This window comes from Nocardia sp. A7, from assembly GCF_046549215.1.
Classification (GTDB): Bacteria; Actinomycetota; Actinomycetes; order Mycobacteriales; family Mycobacteriaceae; genus Nocardia.
The window spans coordinates 770235-785852 of the sequence record NZ_JAJPWE010000003.1 but is presented as its reverse complement, the minus strand read 5'-3'; the positions used below and the strand labels follow the sequence as shown (position 1 = coordinate 785852).

13 protein-coding genes are annotated in these 15618 nt (G+C 68.0%); 6 read left to right on the top strand and 7 right to left on the bottom strand.

Translation table 11 applies throughout. The features are described 5' to 3' along the window. Positions 1–63: 63 nt before the first annotated feature. From cysS to ACLJPD_RS21500, 3 genes are read left to right on the top strand one after another with little or no spacing between them, the layout of a single operon-like run. Positions 64–1467: a cysteine--tRNA ligase gene (cysS, locus tag ACLJPD_RS21510; RefSeq protein ID WP_410874406.1), complete on the top strand. Its 1404-nt coding sequence runs from the start codon at positions 64–66 to the stop codon at positions 1465–1467. Continuing rightward, the gene (gene rlmB / locus ACLJPD_RS21505; RefSeq protein WP_410874405.1) at positions 1467–2456 is read left to right on the top strand and encodes a 23S rRNA (guanosine(2251)-2'-O)-methyltransferase RlmB; all 990 of its coding nucleotides are present in this window, start codon (positions 1467–1469) and stop codon (positions 2454–2456) included. The genes cysS and rlmB overlap by 1 nt, the downstream gene beginning before the upstream one ends. A gap of 50 nt (positions 2457–2506) precedes the next feature. After that, entirely contained in the window at positions 2507–2785 is a 279-nt protein-coding gene (locus ACLJPD_RS21500; protein WP_410874404.1) for a DUF4190 domain-containing protein, read from the top strand. On the opposite strand, the gene ACLJPD_RS21495 is transcribed toward ACLJPD_RS21500, so the two are convergent. The 7 genes from ACLJPD_RS21495 to kstR form a co-directional block, all read right to left on the bottom strand. After that, positions 2782–3585, bottom strand: coding sequence for an enoyl-CoA hydratase/isomerase family protein (locus tag ACLJPD_RS21495; protein WP_410874403.1), 804 nt, complete (start codon positions 3583–3585; stop codon positions 2782–2784). The two genes, ACLJPD_RS21500 and ACLJPD_RS21495, sit on opposite strands and share 4 nt — an antisense overlap. Positions 3586–3599: 14 nt before the next feature. Beyond that, entirely contained in the window at positions 3600–4775 is a 1176-nt protein-coding gene (locus ACLJPD_RS21490) for an acyl-CoA dehydrogenase family protein (RefSeq protein ID WP_410874402.1), read from the bottom strand. Positions 4776–4874: 99 nt separating this feature from the next. Continuing rightward, on the bottom strand, positions 4875–5741 hold the full coding sequence (locus tag ACLJPD_RS21485) for a metal ABC transporter permease (RefSeq protein ID WP_410874401.1): 867 nt from the start codon (positions 5739–5741) through the stop codon (positions 4875–4877). After that, complete coding sequence (locus ACLJPD_RS21480) at positions 5741–6580, bottom strand: metal ABC transporter ATP-binding protein (protein WP_410874400.1); 840 nt, start codon at positions 6578–6580, stop codon at positions 5741–5743. Before ACLJPD_RS21480 ends, ACLJPD_RS21485 begins: the two co-directional genes overlap by 1 nt. A gap of 8 nt (positions 6581–6588) precedes the next feature. Next, positions 6589–7473, bottom strand: a complete 885-nt coding sequence (locus ACLJPD_RS21475; RefSeq protein ID WP_410874399.1) for a metal ABC transporter solute-binding protein, Zn/Mn family — start codon at positions 7471–7473, stop codon at positions 6589–6591. Positions 7474–7607: 134 nt separating this feature from the next. Continuing rightward, positions 7608–10178 (bottom strand): trehalose-phosphatase, encoded by a 2571-nt coding sequence (gene otsB / locus ACLJPD_RS21470; protein WP_410874398.1) that lies wholly within the window; start codon positions 10176–10178, stop codon positions 7608–7610. A gap of 344 nt (positions 10179–10522) precedes the next feature. Beyond that, on the bottom strand, positions 10523–11137 hold the full coding sequence (kstR, locus tag ACLJPD_RS21465) for a cholesterol catabolism transcriptional regulator KstR (protein WP_410874397.1): 615 nt from the start codon (positions 11135–11137) through the stop codon (positions 10523–10525). A 125-nt stretch (positions 11138–11262) separates the two neighbouring features. Between kstR and ACLJPD_RS21460 the strand changes: the two genes are divergently transcribed. From ACLJPD_RS21460 to ACLJPD_RS21450, 3 genes are read left to right on the top strand one after another with little or no spacing between them, the layout of a single operon-like run. Continuing rightward, positions 11263–13386, top strand: a complete 2124-nt coding sequence (locus ACLJPD_RS21460) for an acyl-CoA dehydrogenase family protein (RefSeq protein ID WP_410874396.1) — start codon at positions 11263–11265, stop codon at positions 13384–13386. A gap of 4 nt (positions 13387–13390) precedes the next feature. Next, positions 13391–14470, top strand: coding sequence for an acyl-CoA dehydrogenase family protein (locus tag ACLJPD_RS21455; RefSeq protein ID WP_410874395.1), 1080 nt, complete (start codon positions 13391–13393; stop codon positions 14468–14470). Next, positions 14455–15618, top strand: coding sequence for an acyl-CoA dehydrogenase family protein (locus ACLJPD_RS21450; protein WP_410874394.1), 1164 nt, complete (start codon positions 14455–14457; stop codon positions 15616–15618). The genes ACLJPD_RS21455 and ACLJPD_RS21450 overlap by 16 nt, the downstream gene beginning before the upstream one ends.

Here is a 15618-nt window from a genome sequence, read left to right as displayed (position 1 = left end):
ACCACGGCGCCACGAACCGGCCGGTCAACCCCACCACAATCCCACCGACTAGGATCGAACGCCGTGACCTTGCGCCTTTTTGACACCGACACGCGAACCATGCGGGAATTCACCCCGTTGGTCCCCGGCCGTGCCTCGGTGTATCTGTGTGGGGCCACGGTGCAGGGTCAGCCCCATATCGGTCACGTGCGCAGCGGCGTCGCCTTCGACGTGCTGCGCCGCTGGTTGCTCGCGCACGACTACGACGTGCGGTTCATCCGCAATGTCACCGATATCGACGACAAGATCCTGAACAAGGCCGCCGAAGCGGGCAGGCCGTGGTGGGAATGGGCCGCGACCCACGAGCGCGCGTTCGACTCCGCCTACGAAACCCTCGGCGTCCTGCCGCCCTCGGCCGAACCGCGCGCCACCGGGCACATCACCCAGATGGTCGACCTGATGCAGCGCCTGATCGAGCGCGGCCACGCCTACGCCGCCGAGGGCGATGTCTATTTCGACGTGATGAGCTGGCCGAATTACGGCGAGCTGTCCGGCCACCGCCTCGACGACGTGCACCAGGGCGAGACACCGACCCGCTGCAAACGTGACCCTCGCGACTTCACGCTGTGGAAGGCCGCCAAGCCGGGCGAGCCAAGCTGGCCCTCGCCCTGGGGCCCCGGTCGCCCCGGCTGGCACCTGGAATGCTCCGCGATGGCCGAGTTCTATCTCGGCGCGGAATTCGATATCCATTGCGGTGGAATGGATTTGATTTTCCCGCACCACGAGAACGAGATCGCCCAGTCCAAAGCGGCAGGCGACGGTTTCGCGCGTTACTGGCTGCACAACGGCTGGGTGACGATGGGCGGAGAGAAAATGTCGAAGTCGCTCGGCAACGTGCTCTCGGTGCCGAATGTTCTCACTCGGGTGCGCCCGGTAGAATTGCGTTTCTACTTGGGCAGCGCGCATTACCGCTCGATGCTCGAATACTCCGACAAGGCACTCGACGACGCGGTCGCCTCGTATCAGCGCATCGAAGCCTTCGTGCAACGCGTGCTGGACCGGGCGGGCGAGGTGCCTGTCGGTAAATGGACCGACGGTTTCGCCGCCGCGATCGATGACGATCTGGCAGTCCCGAAGGCGCTCGCCGAAATTCACCACGTGGTGCACGAAGGCAATCGCGCGCTGGAAGCCGGTGCGGTGGAGACCGCGGTCGAACTGGCCGGTCAGGTGCGGGCGATGCTGGGAATTCTCGGCGTCGACCCGCTCGACGGGCACTGGTACACCCCCGCCGACAATTCGGCGGCGATCGACGCGCTCGACGTGCTCGTCCGCACGGAGCTGGATCGCCGGGCGAATGCGCGGGCCGACAAGAACTGGGCAGAAGCCGATGCCGCACGGGATCGGCTCATCGCCGCGGGTATCGAGGTAACCGATACCCCGCAGGGGCCGGAATGGTCGCTGGGCGCATCGAGCGGAAAGGCGAACTGATGGCAGGCAATTCACAGCGACGCGGAGCGGTACGTAAGGGCGGCACCAAGAAGGGGCAGGTCGCCGGGTCCGGTGGCAAGCACCGCCGTGGGCTGGAGGGCAGGGGTGCGACCCCGCCCGCCGCCGCGCGTACCAAGCACCCCGCCGCCAAGCGTGCCAGAGCGGCCGAGAAGGCCAAAGCCAATGCGGCACAGGGCCGTCCGACCGGCAAGTCCGGTGTGCCGCGGGTAGGCCGCAAGTCCGACGAAGGTCCCGAGTTGGTGCTCGGCCGCAACCCCGTGCTCGAGTGCCTGCGCGCCGACGTGCCAGCGACCGCCCTGTTCGTGGCGGTCGGCACCGAGAACGACGACCGCCTCTCGGAGAGCGTGCAGCGCGCCGCCGACATGGGTATCTCCATCCTCGAGGTGCCGCGCACCGATCTGGATCGGTTGAGCGCCAACGGAATGCACCAGGGCGTGGCCCTGCAGGTGCCGCCGTACCGCTACGCCCACCCCGACGACCTGATGGACCGGGTGAAGTCCACCGCCGAGCCCGCTCTGCTGGTGGCGCTGGACAACATCACCGACCCGCGCAACCTCGGCGCCGTCATCCGCTCGGTGTCCGCGTTCGGCGGTCAGGGTGTGGTGATCCCGCAGCGTCGCAGCGCGAGCGTCACCGCCGTGGCATGGCGTACCAGTGCCGGTGCCGCCGCCCGGCTGCCTGTCGCGCGGGCGACCAATCTGACTCGCACACTGAAGGATTGGGCTTCTCAGGGTATTCAGATCATCGGCCTCGACGCCGACGGTGACACCACCCTCGACGACTTCGACGGCAGTGTGCCGACGGTCGTCGTGGTCGGTTCGGAGGGCAAGGGCCTGTCGCGGCTCGTGCGCGAGAACTGCGACTCGATCCTGAGCATCCCGATGGCGGGCCCGGTCGAGTCCCTCAACGCCTCGGTCGCCGCCGGTGTTGTCCTCGCAGACATCGCCAGACAGCGCCGTCTGGGCTGAGTCCGCACGGTTGCCGGGCAAATCTGCTCTGTCACCGTACAATTCGAGCTGTGGCGATCCCTAATCAGCCGATCGGTGAGACGGTCGAGCACCCGCAGGCCAACATGATCCTTGTGCTCGGGCTGCTCAGCCCGTTCTGCTGTGGGATCTTCGGGCCGATCGCGTGGGTGCTCGGTAAGCGGGCACTCAACGATATCGACGCGTCCTACGGTGGCCTCAGCGGCCGGTCGCAGGTGATGATCGGCTACATCGCCGGCATCTTCGGCACCATCTGCATGCTGTTGTTCGCGATGCTGTATCTGGCCGGTTCCTGCAACGGGAACTTCTAGTCCAGGCTCGGGCGCTCGCCGGGAGCGTCCCAGGCAGGCCATTCGCCGCTGACGCTGCCGGTCCAGTTCGGTGGGCGACGCTCCTTGAACGCCACCATCGCCTCGCCACCGTCGACGCTCTTGGCAACCTGCGCGTTCAGCTCGGATTCGAGCTGCCCGACCACCGCAGGTGTCATGCCGAGGCTCTCCCAGATCAGCCGCTTGGTGAGCGCGACCGGCAGGGGAGCGGTCCCGGTGGCGATGTCGGTGGCCACCGCCATCGCGGTCATCAGCACCTCGTCGGCGGGCAGCGCGGCATTGGCCAGGCCGAGCGACTTGGCTTCGTCACCGTCGAAGGTGCGCCCGGTGAGCATGATGTCGGCGGCATTGGCCAGCCCGGCCAGCCGCGGCACCGTCCAGTGCGCGAACCCGTCGGCGAGCACCCCGCGACGCACCTGGTTCAGCCCGTACACCGCGTCCTTGGCGAAATACCGCAGGTCACACTGCAGAGCCAGCGCCAGCCCGATCCCAACCGCGTGGCCGTTCACCGCGGCGATCACCGGTTTACGAACCTGCCAGGGCGGGGGATCGAGGGTCGCGCTCACGTCGCCACCGCGCGCGGCCAGGTCCGCGCCCGCGCAGAAGGCCGGTGGCGTGCCGGTGATCACGACGGCGCGGATCGCGTCCTCGGTATCGCAGCGTCGTAGCGCCGCGCTCAGCTCGGCCGCCATCGTGGGGGTGACGGCATTCTGCTTGGCTGGTCGGTTGAGCGTCAACAAGGCGACGCCGCCTTCGACATCGACGAGCAATTCCGAACTCATGGGATCGAATCGTACTAGCGACCGGCCAGCAAGTGTCTGCCGATCGCATACTTGTGCACTTCCGTCGGCCCGTCGTACAGACGGAACGCGCGCATATCCCGGAACAACATCTCCACCACCGTCTCGTCGCTGATCCCGATTCCGCCGAGCACCTGCACGCATCGGTCGGTGACCTTGAACAGTTCCTCGGAGACATACGACTTCGCCATCGACGACTCGTGTCTGGCCTGCTGCCCCTGGTCCATCAGCCAGCAGGCGTGCCAGATGGTCAACCTGCACTGGTGCAGGGCCACCTCGTTGTCGGCGAGCATGAACGACACGCCTTCGTGTTCGCCGATCGGCTTGCCGAAGGCGGTGCGGGTGCGCGCGTTGTCCAGGGCGATGGATTGTGCGCGAGCCGCCGCGCCGAGCCAGCGCATGCAGTGGGTGAGCCGGGCGGGCGCGAGCCGCAATTGCGCGTACCGCAGGGCCTGTCCGGTGCGGCCGAGCACGGCCGTGGGCGGCAGCGTGAGGTTGTCGAACCGCACCACCGCGTGCCCGCCGACGTAGTTGCGGTCCATCGTGTTCATGATCCGCTCGATCACGATGCCCGGCGCGTCGCCCTCGGTGAGAAACAGGGTCGGCCCGGCGGGCAGGTGCGGGTTCTCGGTGAGCAGGGCCATGATGATCCAGGTCTTGGCGCCGTCGGCACCGGTGATCAACCATTTGCGGCCGTTGATCACGAAGTTCTCGCCGTCGAAGACCGCCTCGGTGCTGAGCTGTCCGGGATCCGAGCCCGCCCCACCGGGTTCGGTCATCGCGAAAACCGAGCGCTGCTCGCCGCGGATCATCGGCATCAGATGCTGGTCGACCTGCTCGGGATCGGCGATCTTGCCGAGCAGGAACATGTTCCCCTCGTCGGGCGCGGCGCAGTTCATCGCGACCGGCCCGAGCGTCGACCACCCCGCCGCCTCGTAGACCAGCGCCTGCTCGACATGGCTGAGCCCCAGCCCGCCGTATTCCACCGGTGCCTGCACGGTCAGCAGCTTCTCCGCGCGGGCCAGCTCGACGAGTTCGGCCCGCAGTTCGTCGTTCGGGCCGTGCGCGGTGAGCCGCGGATCGCGCTCGAACCCCACAATCTGGTCGACGACGAAAGCGCGGACCCGATCCCGCAGTGCGGCCAGACCATCCGGAACGGTGAAGTCGATCATGCTGGCCATTCTGCGCGCCGATCCACCCGGCTCGCGGCGGATTCGGTCACCGCCGCGCGATCTCGTACCGCGACCTCAGCCGGTGCGTACGGTCACGGTTCAGCGCGCGTGGGCGAACTGCCGATTGCGATGGCCGACGACCCGGCACACCAGGTAGATCGTGAAGGAGATCGCCGTGACGAAGGTCGACACCGGAACGCCGGGCGCCAGCGACAGCAGCAACCCGCCGACCGCGGCGACCTCGGCGAAGATCACCGACAGCACCGTCGCCCGCATCGGGCTCGAGGTCACCTGCGCGGCCGCCGCGGCAGGCGTGATCAGCAACGCCAGCACCAGCAGCGCGCCGACGATCTGCACACCGAACGCGGCCGTGATCCCGAGCAGCACCGCGAACACCACCGACAGCGCCCGCACCGGCACCCCGCGCGCGATCGCGACCTCGGGATCGGCGCTGGCGAACAGCAGCGGCCTATACACGACAGCCAGCACCGCTAGCACCCCGGCGGTACAGGTGACCAGCAACGCGAGCCCGTCATAGCCGACCCCGGCGACCTGCCCGGTGAGCAGCGAGAACTTCGACCCGGCCCGCTCCGGCGCGAGCCACAGGAACAACACCGACAACCCGAGCCCGAACGACAACACCACCGCGATCACCGAATCACGTTCGCGCGCACGAGAACCCAGCCACCCGAACAACACGGCAGCGACCACCGAACCCGCGATAGCGCCGAACCCGACCCCCACACCGACCAGCAGCGCCGCCGACGCACCGGTCAGCGACAGCTCACTGGTCCCGTGCACCGCGAACGACATCTGCCTGGCGACGATCAACGGCCCGATCAACCCGGCCAGCAAGCCCAACAGCGCACTGGCCAACAGCGCCTGCTGCACGAAGTCATAGCTGAGCAGATTCGCCGTGGTACCGAAGTCGAACATCTGCCCGAACACCTTGGTGAGCTTTTCCATCAGGCCGTACCGCCCAGCGCGTCCATGTCGTCACCGGTCCCGACGACCACCAGGCGCCCGCGCACGCGCAGTACCTCGACCTCGGTGCCGTAGAGCTCCGACAGTGTTTCCGAGGTCATCACCTCATCGGGCGTGCCGATCCGGAAACCGCCATCGACCAGGTACAACACCCGATCCACCAGCGGCAGGATCGGATTGATCTCGTGGGTCACGAACAGCACCGCCGTGTCGTGTTCGCGGCGACGCCTGTCGACCAGCTCGGCGACCAGCCGCTGGTTCGCCATGTCCAGGCTCAGCAGCGGTTCGTCACACAGCAGCACCGACGGATCGCCGACCAACGCCTGTGCCACCCGCAACCGCTGCTGCTCACCACCGGACAACGTCTCCAGCGGTGCGTGCGCGAACGAGCCGGCACCGACCGCGGCGATGGCGGCATCGACCTGCTCGGCCCGGCTGTGCCGACCACGCCACCCGAACCCCCACCGATGCCCGTCCACCCCGAGCCCGACCAGATCGACACCGCGCAACTGCACGCCGGCGTCGATGGTCTTCTGCTGGGGGATGTAACCGATGCCCGGATTGCCCACTCCGGCGCGTCTACCCGCGATCTGGGCGTTGCCCGAGCTCAGGTCGAGGGTGCCGAGCAGCACGCGCAGCAGCGAGGTCTTGCCGGAGCCGTTGGGTCCGAGGACGGCGATGAATTCGCCCGGTCGCACGTCGAGGTCGAGGTCGCGCCAGAGCGTGCGGTCGCCGAAGGCCATGGTCGCGGCGCGCAGCCGGATCGCCGCCTCGGCGGTGTCGGTTTCCGGCGCGGCGGACAGTGCGGTTGCCTCGGTCATGGACGTCCTCAGCGCAGGGCCGCGGCGAGCGCCTTGGCGTTGGCGGTCTGCCACTGGATGTAATCCATTCCGGCGGGCAGGGTTTCGGTGACCTCGACAACGGCGATGCCCGCGGACTGCGCGGTGGCCCGCAGGTCCTGGGTGATCTTGTCCTCGGTCTGGGTGTTGTAGATCAGCGCCTTGACCTGCTTGGCGGTGATCAGATCGCGGGTGGCGGCGACGGCGGCCGGGGCCGGGTCGGTCTCCTGCTCGATCGCTTCCTGGAACTCGTGCGGGGTCTTGTCCTGCGCGGTCGCGGCCGTCAGCAGGTAGTGCGCGAGCGGCTCGGACTGGGCGACCGGCGCGTTCGGTGTCTGGGTGGCGATGGTGCCGGTGATGGTGCTCACGCCGATCAGCTGGTTCTTGAAGGCGACCGCGCGCTCGGTGTAGGCACTGGCGTGTGCGGCGTCGACCTCGCCGAGCTCGGCGGCGATCCGGTCGGCGACGGCGGCGACGGTGGTCACGTCGTACCAGACGTGCTCGTTGTCGTCGCTCTTGTCCGCGCGCTGCTCGAAGGCCTCGACGGTCCGCTTGTCCTTGCCCGCGATGGCCTTCTCGATGAACTCGTCGTAATGCCCGCCGTTGAACACGACGAGATCGGCGTCGCTGATCTTGGCGGTGTCGGTGGCCGAGGTCTCGAACGAGTGCGGGTCGGCGGCGGGATCGCTGATGATCGAGCTCACCTGCGCGTCCGGCCCGGCGACGGCGGTCGCGATGGATCCCCACACGTTGGTGGAGGCGACGATCTGCGGGGTGTCGGAATCGGTGGAGCTGGTGCCGCAGGCGCTGAGGACGACCACGGCGGCCACTCCTGCCGTGAGACCGGCAAACAAGCGGGCGAATCGAGGGTTCACGCGGCACTCCTGGCGAGCAAGCTCTAGATCGTAATGGAAATCGTTACCGTTTTAGATTAGCAGCATCGAATACCCAGTACGAACCGCATCGAAAAGCCGGGCTCGAAATTCGAACCCGGCTTTGTCGAGCGTTGTCACACCAGCGCGTTGACCGGCTGGCTCAAGAGTTGGGCGCAGCGCAGCAAACCGAGGTGGCTGTAAGCCTGGGGATGATTACCGAGTGAACGCTCAGCAACCGGATCGTATTCCTCGCTGAGCAGACCGGTGGGCCCCGCCGCCGCCACCAACTGAGCGAACAGCGCCTCGGCGTCGGAGCGCCTGCCGATCAGCAGGTACGCCTCGACCAGCCAGGCGGCACACAGGTGGAAGCCACCTTCACCGCCGGGCAGGCCGTCGTCGTGGTGGTAGCGGTACACCGTCGCGCCGCTGCGCAGTTCGGCCTCGGTGGCCACCACCGTCGCGGCGAAGCGCGGGTCGGCGGGGTCGATCAGGCCGCTCAGGCCGATGTGCAGGGTGGCCGCGTCCAGGTCGGTGCCGTCGTAGGCGGCGGTGTAGGACTGGACCTCGTCGTTCCAGCCCTTCGCCTTCACCTCGTCGGCGATCGTGTCGCGCAAGATCACCCACTCGGGATCGGCGCCCCGATCGAAGCGCTCCGCCAGGGTCAGGGCGCGGTCGATGGTGAGCCAGCCCATCACCTTCGAGTACACGTGGTGGCGCGGATTGCCGCGGATCTCCCAGATGCCGTGGTCGGGCTCGGTCCAGCGCCGCTGCACCGCCGACACCATCGCGTGCACGAGTTCCCAGTCGGCGTCCGGCAGTGCCTTGGCCGGTTCGGTGATGCCCTGGCGCTCACGTTCGCGCGCCATCGAGGTGATCAGGTCGACGATCGGCCCGAACACGTCGAGCTGCACCTGCATATTGGCCGCGTTGCCCACGCGCACCGGCCGTGACCCGGCATAACCGGGCAGCAGGTCGATCACGGCTTCGGGCGGCAGGGTCTCGCCGTAGATCGTGTACAGCGGGTGCAGGCGCTCGGGCCCGGGCAGGGTGTCGAGCACCTTGTGCACCCAGCCCAGGAACTCCTCGGCCTCGGTCAGCGAGCCCAGCGTCACCAGTGCCTGCGCGGTGAGCGATGCGTCACGCAGCCAGCAGTAGCGGTAGTCCCAGTTGCGCACGCCGCCGATGTCCTCGGGCAGCGAGGTGGTCGCCGCGGCCAGGATCGACCCCGACGGGCGGTGCACCAGTCCGCGCAGTGTCAGCGCCGAACGCTTCATCAGATCCGGCTTGAGCGGGGGCAACTGCAACCCGGCCGCCCACTGCGACCAGTACTGCTCGGCGAGCTGACGACGCTGTGGTTCCGGCGTCATCGAGGGCGCGAGATCGGCTGTTCCGCAGCGCAATTCGAGCACCACCGGCGCGACGGACGGGTCGACCACCGCGCGTGCCTGTTCATTGGTGCCGTCGGACAGGATCTGCCACTCGACACCGGGGGAGCGCAGCACCATCGGATCGTTGGTGCCGCTGACGACGATTCCGTTGCGCACGGCTTCCATGCGCACCGGCACCTGCCCGAACTCCGGCTGCGGCGCGAAGGTGACCACGGCCTTCGCCGCGCCGGAGATCACGCGGGTCAGGTCGGTCCGGTTGGGCGCCACATCGTGGGGCAGGTAGTCGGCCACTTGCAAACTGGCCCAACGTGTTTCGACCGTCATGGTGCCGTCGACATACCGCTGCGACAGCGGCAGGCTGGGTCGCTCCGGTGCCACGGTGAAGTGCCCGGCCGCCGCGCCGCCGAGCAGGTGCGCGAACACCGCCGCCGAATCGGGCTCGGGATGGCAGAACCAGGTGACCGTCGCATCGGGGGTGAGCAGGGCGACCGAGCGCGGGCTGGCCAGCATGCTCAACCGCTCGATCCGCGGCGCGCTCGCCCCGGCCAGCCAGGTGCGCCGCTCCTCGACCAGGAACGCCAGTGCGCGCGCCACGTCCTCGGTGGAGTCCACGTGCAGCTTGGCGATGCTCTCGCCTTCGCCGACCTTGATGCCGACATCGGGCCCCGACAGCACGCGGAACGCCTTCTCGTCGGTGACGTCGTCGCCGAAGAACACTGCGGCGGAAGCGCTTTCCTGATGACGGATGGTGTCGAGCGCGGTGCCCTTGTCGGTCGGGATCACCGCGAGCTCGATCACCGCCTTGCCCTCGGTCACCTGCACGCCCACCCAGCACGCCGGGCCCTGCCGTGCGGAAACCAGTGCGCGCCTGGCGATCTCGGGGCTGGCGTTACGCACGTGCAGCGCGGCGCTCGCGGGCTTCATCTCGACGGTCACGCCCGGGTTCTCGGCGGCGATCTTCGAGAACGCGGAATTGATCTCTGTCAGTAGCTGTTTGGCGTCGTTGTCGATCGCGTGCACGAAGCCCACGTCGAACTCCGAGCCGTGACTGCCGATCAGTTGCACTTCGACCGGCAGGCGCGAGAGCGCGGCCAGATCGCGTAGTGCCCGACCGGAGATCACCGCCGCCGTCGTATTGGCCAACCCGGCCAGCGCGCGTAGCGCGCTCACCGATTCCCGCTGGGGAAACGCTTTCGCCGGGTCGGACACGATGGGGGCGATTGTCCCGTCGTAGTCCGAGGCAACCAATAGCCGTGGCACGCGCGCAACCGACGCCAGTGCACGGCGGACATCCAAGGGCAGTTCCTGTGCGCTCACGCATCCAACCTAGTGATGGGAGGAGTTGATCAGGGGGCGCGCAAAACAATACTGCGTCAATTCTCCCGCGCGAGCGGCGCGGCAGGTTGTGAACACGACAGTGGGTCGTTTGCTCGCGACCACAGGGCAAATTTCGGACCATCGGTTCGGTACCGACCGTCGGGTTTGCCGAGCTCATCGGGTACGCAGGCGCATCGGCGAGGCACGCGGGCCCGGTAGATGCGCTGTTTCGCATATGCGACGTCGGCTATGCATCTTCCTACTGGAAGGCGCACAGCCGACGTGTGTCAACAGTGGTGGGCGATTTGTAATGATTTCGCCCGGGGGTATGCCGGGTTGCTGGGTTATCCGCGATCGCCCAGCAACAGGTCGACGGTGAGTTCGAGACGTTCGGTGACGTCGGTCGCGGACGCGCGCCGGGTGAGCCAGGCCACCAGGTTCGACAGCCACACATCGGAGATGACACGGGCGATGGCGAGCTGACGATCATCGGGTTCGCCGTCGCTCATCGCGCGGGCGAAGACCCGGTCCATCACCTTGCCGACCCGATCCACTTCCGCGGCGGCGGAGGCGTCGGCGAACATGAACGCGCGCGTCATCGCCTCGGTGAGCAGCGGGTCGCGCTGCATCATCCGGGTGATCTGGGTGAGCAGGCCGTGCATCCGCTCGGACGGGCCGTCGCCGGGTAGCGGCTTGCGCTTGCCCTCGAACATCTCGAATTCCCTGGCCAGCGCCGAAACGAGCAGGTGCACCTTGGACGGGAAGTAGCGGTACAGGGTGCCGACGGCGACATCGGCGCGCTCGGCGACCGCCCGCATCTGCACGGCGTCGTAGCCGCCCTTGGAGGCCAGCGAGAGGGTCGCGTCGAGGATGCGCTTGCGCCGGTCGCGCTGCGCGCTGGAGCTGAGCTCGTCCTCGGACAGCGTGGTCACGGTGGGCGTTGGTGCGGGACTGTCCATCGTGGAAACCCTTTCGCATCTGTGGAATCTCAATCGGCCGAGTGTAGCGCTCTTGACTTATGCCCGGCCCAGATATTAGAACATGTTCTAGGAGTGGGAACCACGCCGGAAGGGCGGATCTTGTTGTGACCATCGCCACCACTGACGAGCACAAAGCCGCCGCAGCGTCGCTGCGGAGCTGGGCGAGCACGGTCGCGCCGATTGAAACAATGCGGGCCGGCGGATCGGGTGCCTGGCGCGAGTACTGGCCCGCGCTCGGTGAGTTCGGGCTGTTCGAGGTCGCGTTGTCCGAGGACAACGGCGGACTCGGCGGTACGGTCGCCGACCTCGCGGTGATGCTCGAGCAAACCGGCGACGACCTGGTCGGCGGTCCGGTACTCGCCACCGCACTGGCCGGACTGATCACCGAGGGTGCGCTCGCCGAGGGCGCCCCGTGCGCCGTCGCGGTGCCCGGTGACGAGCAGGCCGCGAAGGCGGTAGCCACCGATGCGGGCTGGAGTGTCACCGGCACTTGGGATTTCGTCTACGGCGCTGATGCGGATACGCAGGTTCTGCTCCCCGCGAACACCATCGACGGCACCCGCTGGCTGCTGATTCCCGCTGCGGCGGTGACGATTACGCCGTTGACCCACGGCGACCACACGGTGCCGCTGGCGCGCGTGAGTGCCGCCGAGGTGGCTGTTTCCGCCGAACACGGCTTCGCGCCGACGGCCGATGTCACCGATCTCTTCGTGGCGCTCGCGGTCGCCGAACTGGCGGGCGTGGCCGGTTGGACTCTGCGTACCGCCGTCGAATATGCCCGTGTCCGTGAACAATTCGGCAAACCGATCGGCAGCTTTCAGGCGATCAAGCACCTGTGCGCCTGGATGCTGTGCCGCACCGAGTTGATCCGCGCGGTCGCCGCCGACGCCGCCGCCGCGATCGACGAGGGCGGGGACGAGCTCCCGATCGCCGCCGCTGTCGCCGCGTCGGTGGCCCTCGACGCCGCGGTCGACAACGCCAAGGACGCCATCCAGGTGCTCGGCGGCATCGGCTTCACCTGGGAACACGACGCGCACTTCTACCTGCGCCGGGCGAGCTCGCTGCGCCAGCTCCTCGGTGGTTCGGCGCGCTGGCGGGCCAGGGTCGCCGAGCTGAGCAGGGACGGTCAGCGCCGCACCACCGGCGCCGAGCGGGTGCTCGGTGATGCCGCCGTCGATACCGCACTGGTCGACGAGATCGCGGGGATCGCCGCCCTCGCGCCCGCTGACCGGGCGCGTGCGCTGGTGGAGGCGGGTCTGGTGATGCCGCACTGGCCGCGTCCCTACGGCCGCGCCGCCGACCCGATGGCCTGCCTACAGATCGCCGAACAGCTACGCCGCGCCGAACTGACGACCCCCGACCTGGCCGTCGCGGGCTGGGCCGTGCCGACGCTGTTGCGCTTCGGTAGCGAGGCGCAGATCGATCGCTTCGTCTGGCCGACGCTGCACGGTGAGGTCATCTGGTGTCAGCTGTTCAGCGAGCCCGGCGCCGGGTCCGACCTCGCCGCGCTGCGCACCACCGCCGAGAAGGTCGACGGCGGTTGGGTGCTGCGCGGTCAGAAGGTGTGGACCTCGCTCGGCTCCACCGCGAACTGGGGCATCTGCCTGGCCCGCACCGATCCGACCGCGGCCAAACATCGTGGCATCAGCTACTTCCTGGTCGACATGCGCGCCGCGGGCGTGCAGGTGCGGCCGCTGGTGCAGATCACCGGCGAGGAGAAGTTCAGCGAGGTCTTCCTCGATGACGTGTTCGTGGCCGACGACTGCCTGGTCGGCGCGCTGAACAACGGCTGGAAGATCGCGCGCACCACGCTGTCGGCCGAGCGGGTGGCCATGGGCGGTGGCGGCATCGGCGGCGCACTCGAAGCCCTGCTCGACCGTTTCCCGGTCGGTGGCTGGGGAACAGAGCTGCGCGAGGACCGTTTCGGCGCACTGATCACCTCGTCGATCGCTGGGTCATTGCTGGAACAGCGAATCGCGGTGGCGACGATGGCAGGCGTCGACGCGGGTGCCCAAGCGGGCGTTCGCAAACTGGTCGGGGTCCGGCATCGACAGGAGCTGGCGGAATACGCGCTCGAGCTTGTCGGCCAAGAGGGTTCTCTGGACAGTGATGCTCTGAAAGAATTCCTGCTTACCCGGTGTCTCTCGATTGCGGGCGGTACCGAGCAGATCCTGTTGACCGTGGCCGCCGAACGGATTCTCGGCCTGCCGCGCGATGCGGACAGTTAGCTCGATGAGGGAGGACGCCGTGGATTTCACCCGCGACGAAAGCGCCGACGCCGTAGCCGAGGTAGTGGTGAGCCTGCTCGAACGTGAGCCGGCCAGGGATATGGCTCTGTGGCCGAGCCTGGTCGACTCCGGTCTGCTCGCCGTGCCGGTACCGGAACGGTTCGGCGGCGACGGCATGGGACTGCTCGAGGTCTCGGCCATGCTCATGGAGCTGGCCACCGATGCCGCCGCGGTGCCCGCACTGCCGACCTTCGGATTCGGGGTGCTGCCGCTGTTGGGCATGCTGTCCGACGAGGTGGCCGAGCGTGTGCTCGCCGAGGTCGGCAAGGGCACGGTGCTCACCGCCGCACTCAGTGAGCAGGGCGCGCCGTTCACCACCGCGCCGACCACCAAGGCGGTACGCGAGGGCGACACGGTGCGGATCACCGGCCGCAAGACGGGCGTGATCTACGCCTCGCAGGCGCGCTGGATTCTGGTGCCGACCGATATCGGTGTGGCACTTGTCGATTCGGTCGCACCGGGGCTCGAGATCATCCCGGTGGCCGGTTCGGCGGGCATCCCGGAGGCCACGCTGGTCCTCGACGATGTCGAGATCCCGGCCGACCAGTTGCTGCCCGACGCGCTGCCCGTGCTGCACCGCCATGCCCTGGCGTGCATCGGCGCGGTCGCCGACGGTCTGTTGAAAGGTGCGCTCACGCTCACCGCCGAGCATGTGCGCACCAGGGAACAGTTCGGCAGGCCGCTGGCCGAGTTCCAGGCGGTGGCTCAGCAGATCGCCGATCTGTACGTCGTCTCGCGCACGCTGCACGTGGCCGCCGAGTCGGCGTGTTGGGCACTGGCACAGGCTGATTCGTCGGCCGAGCACCAATACCGCATCGACGAAGACCTCGAGGTTCTCGCTTACTGGGCGGCCGCCGAGGTTCCGCGCGCCATGCAGAAATGTCACCACCTGCACGGTGGGCTCGGTGTGGATATCACCCATCCGATGCACCGCTACTACTCGCAGGCCAAAGACCTCGCCCGGCTACTCGGCGGTGCGGGGCTGCGGCTCGACCTTCTGGGAGCAAGATGTTCATCGATCTGACCGCCGAACAGCGGCGGTTGCGCGAAGAATTGCGTTCCTATTTCGCCGATCTCATCAGCCCGGCCGAAGCCGCGGCGATGGCGGTGGACCGGCACGGCGACACCTACCGTGAGGTGGTGCGCCGGATGGGCCGCGACGGCTGGCTCGGTGTCGGCTGGCCCAAGGAGTTCGGCGGCCAGGGTTTCGGCCCGATGGAACAGCAGATCTTCTTCAATGAGGCCGTGCGCGCGGATGTTCCGCTGCCCTTGGTCACCTTGCTGACGGTGGGCCCGACCTTGCAGAAGTACGGCACCGACGCGCAGAAGAAGAAGTTTTTGCCCGGAATCCTGTCCGGTGACATCCATTTCGCCATCGGCTATTCCGAGCCGTCGGCGGGCACCGACCTCGCCGCGCTGCGCACCACGGCAGTGCGCGACGGTGACGGTGACTGGATCGTCAACGGGCAGAAGATCTTCACCACCGGCGCCCACGAAGCCGACTACGTCTGGATGGCGGTCCGCACGGGCTCGGTCGAGTCCCGCCATCGCGGCATCACGATTCTGATCGTGGACACCAAGGACCCCGGCTACTCTTGGACGCCGATCATCACCTGTGACGGCGCCCACCACACGAACGCCACCTACTTCGACGACGTGCGTGTCCCCGCGGAAATGCTTGTCGGCGAAGAGAATCGCGGTTGGCGGCTGATCACCACCCAGCTCAACCACGAGCGCGTCAGCCTCGGACCGTCGGGCAAGATCGAACAGCTCTACGACCGCCTGCGTGACTGGTCGGCCGAGCACGGCGTACTCGACGAGCCGGAGGTTCGCCGCGCGCTCGGCCGGGTGCGAACCATGGTGCGGCTCAACGAGTTGCTGAACTGGCAGGTCGCCGCCGCCGACACCGCCGCGGCGCAGAACGCGGTGATCGCCGACGCCTCGGCCACCAAGATCTTCTCCACCGAATCGCTGCAGGAAGCGGGTCGCGTGGTCGAGGAGATCATCGGCCGCTACGGCGACCCGGCCGAGCCCGGCACCGCCGACCTGCTCGGCTGGCTGGACCGGCGCACCAAGCAGAATCTCGTCGTCACCTTCGGTGGCGGCGTCAACGAGATCATGCGCGAACTGGTCGCCACCGCGGGCCTTGACCTGCCGCGCGTCCCCCGATGA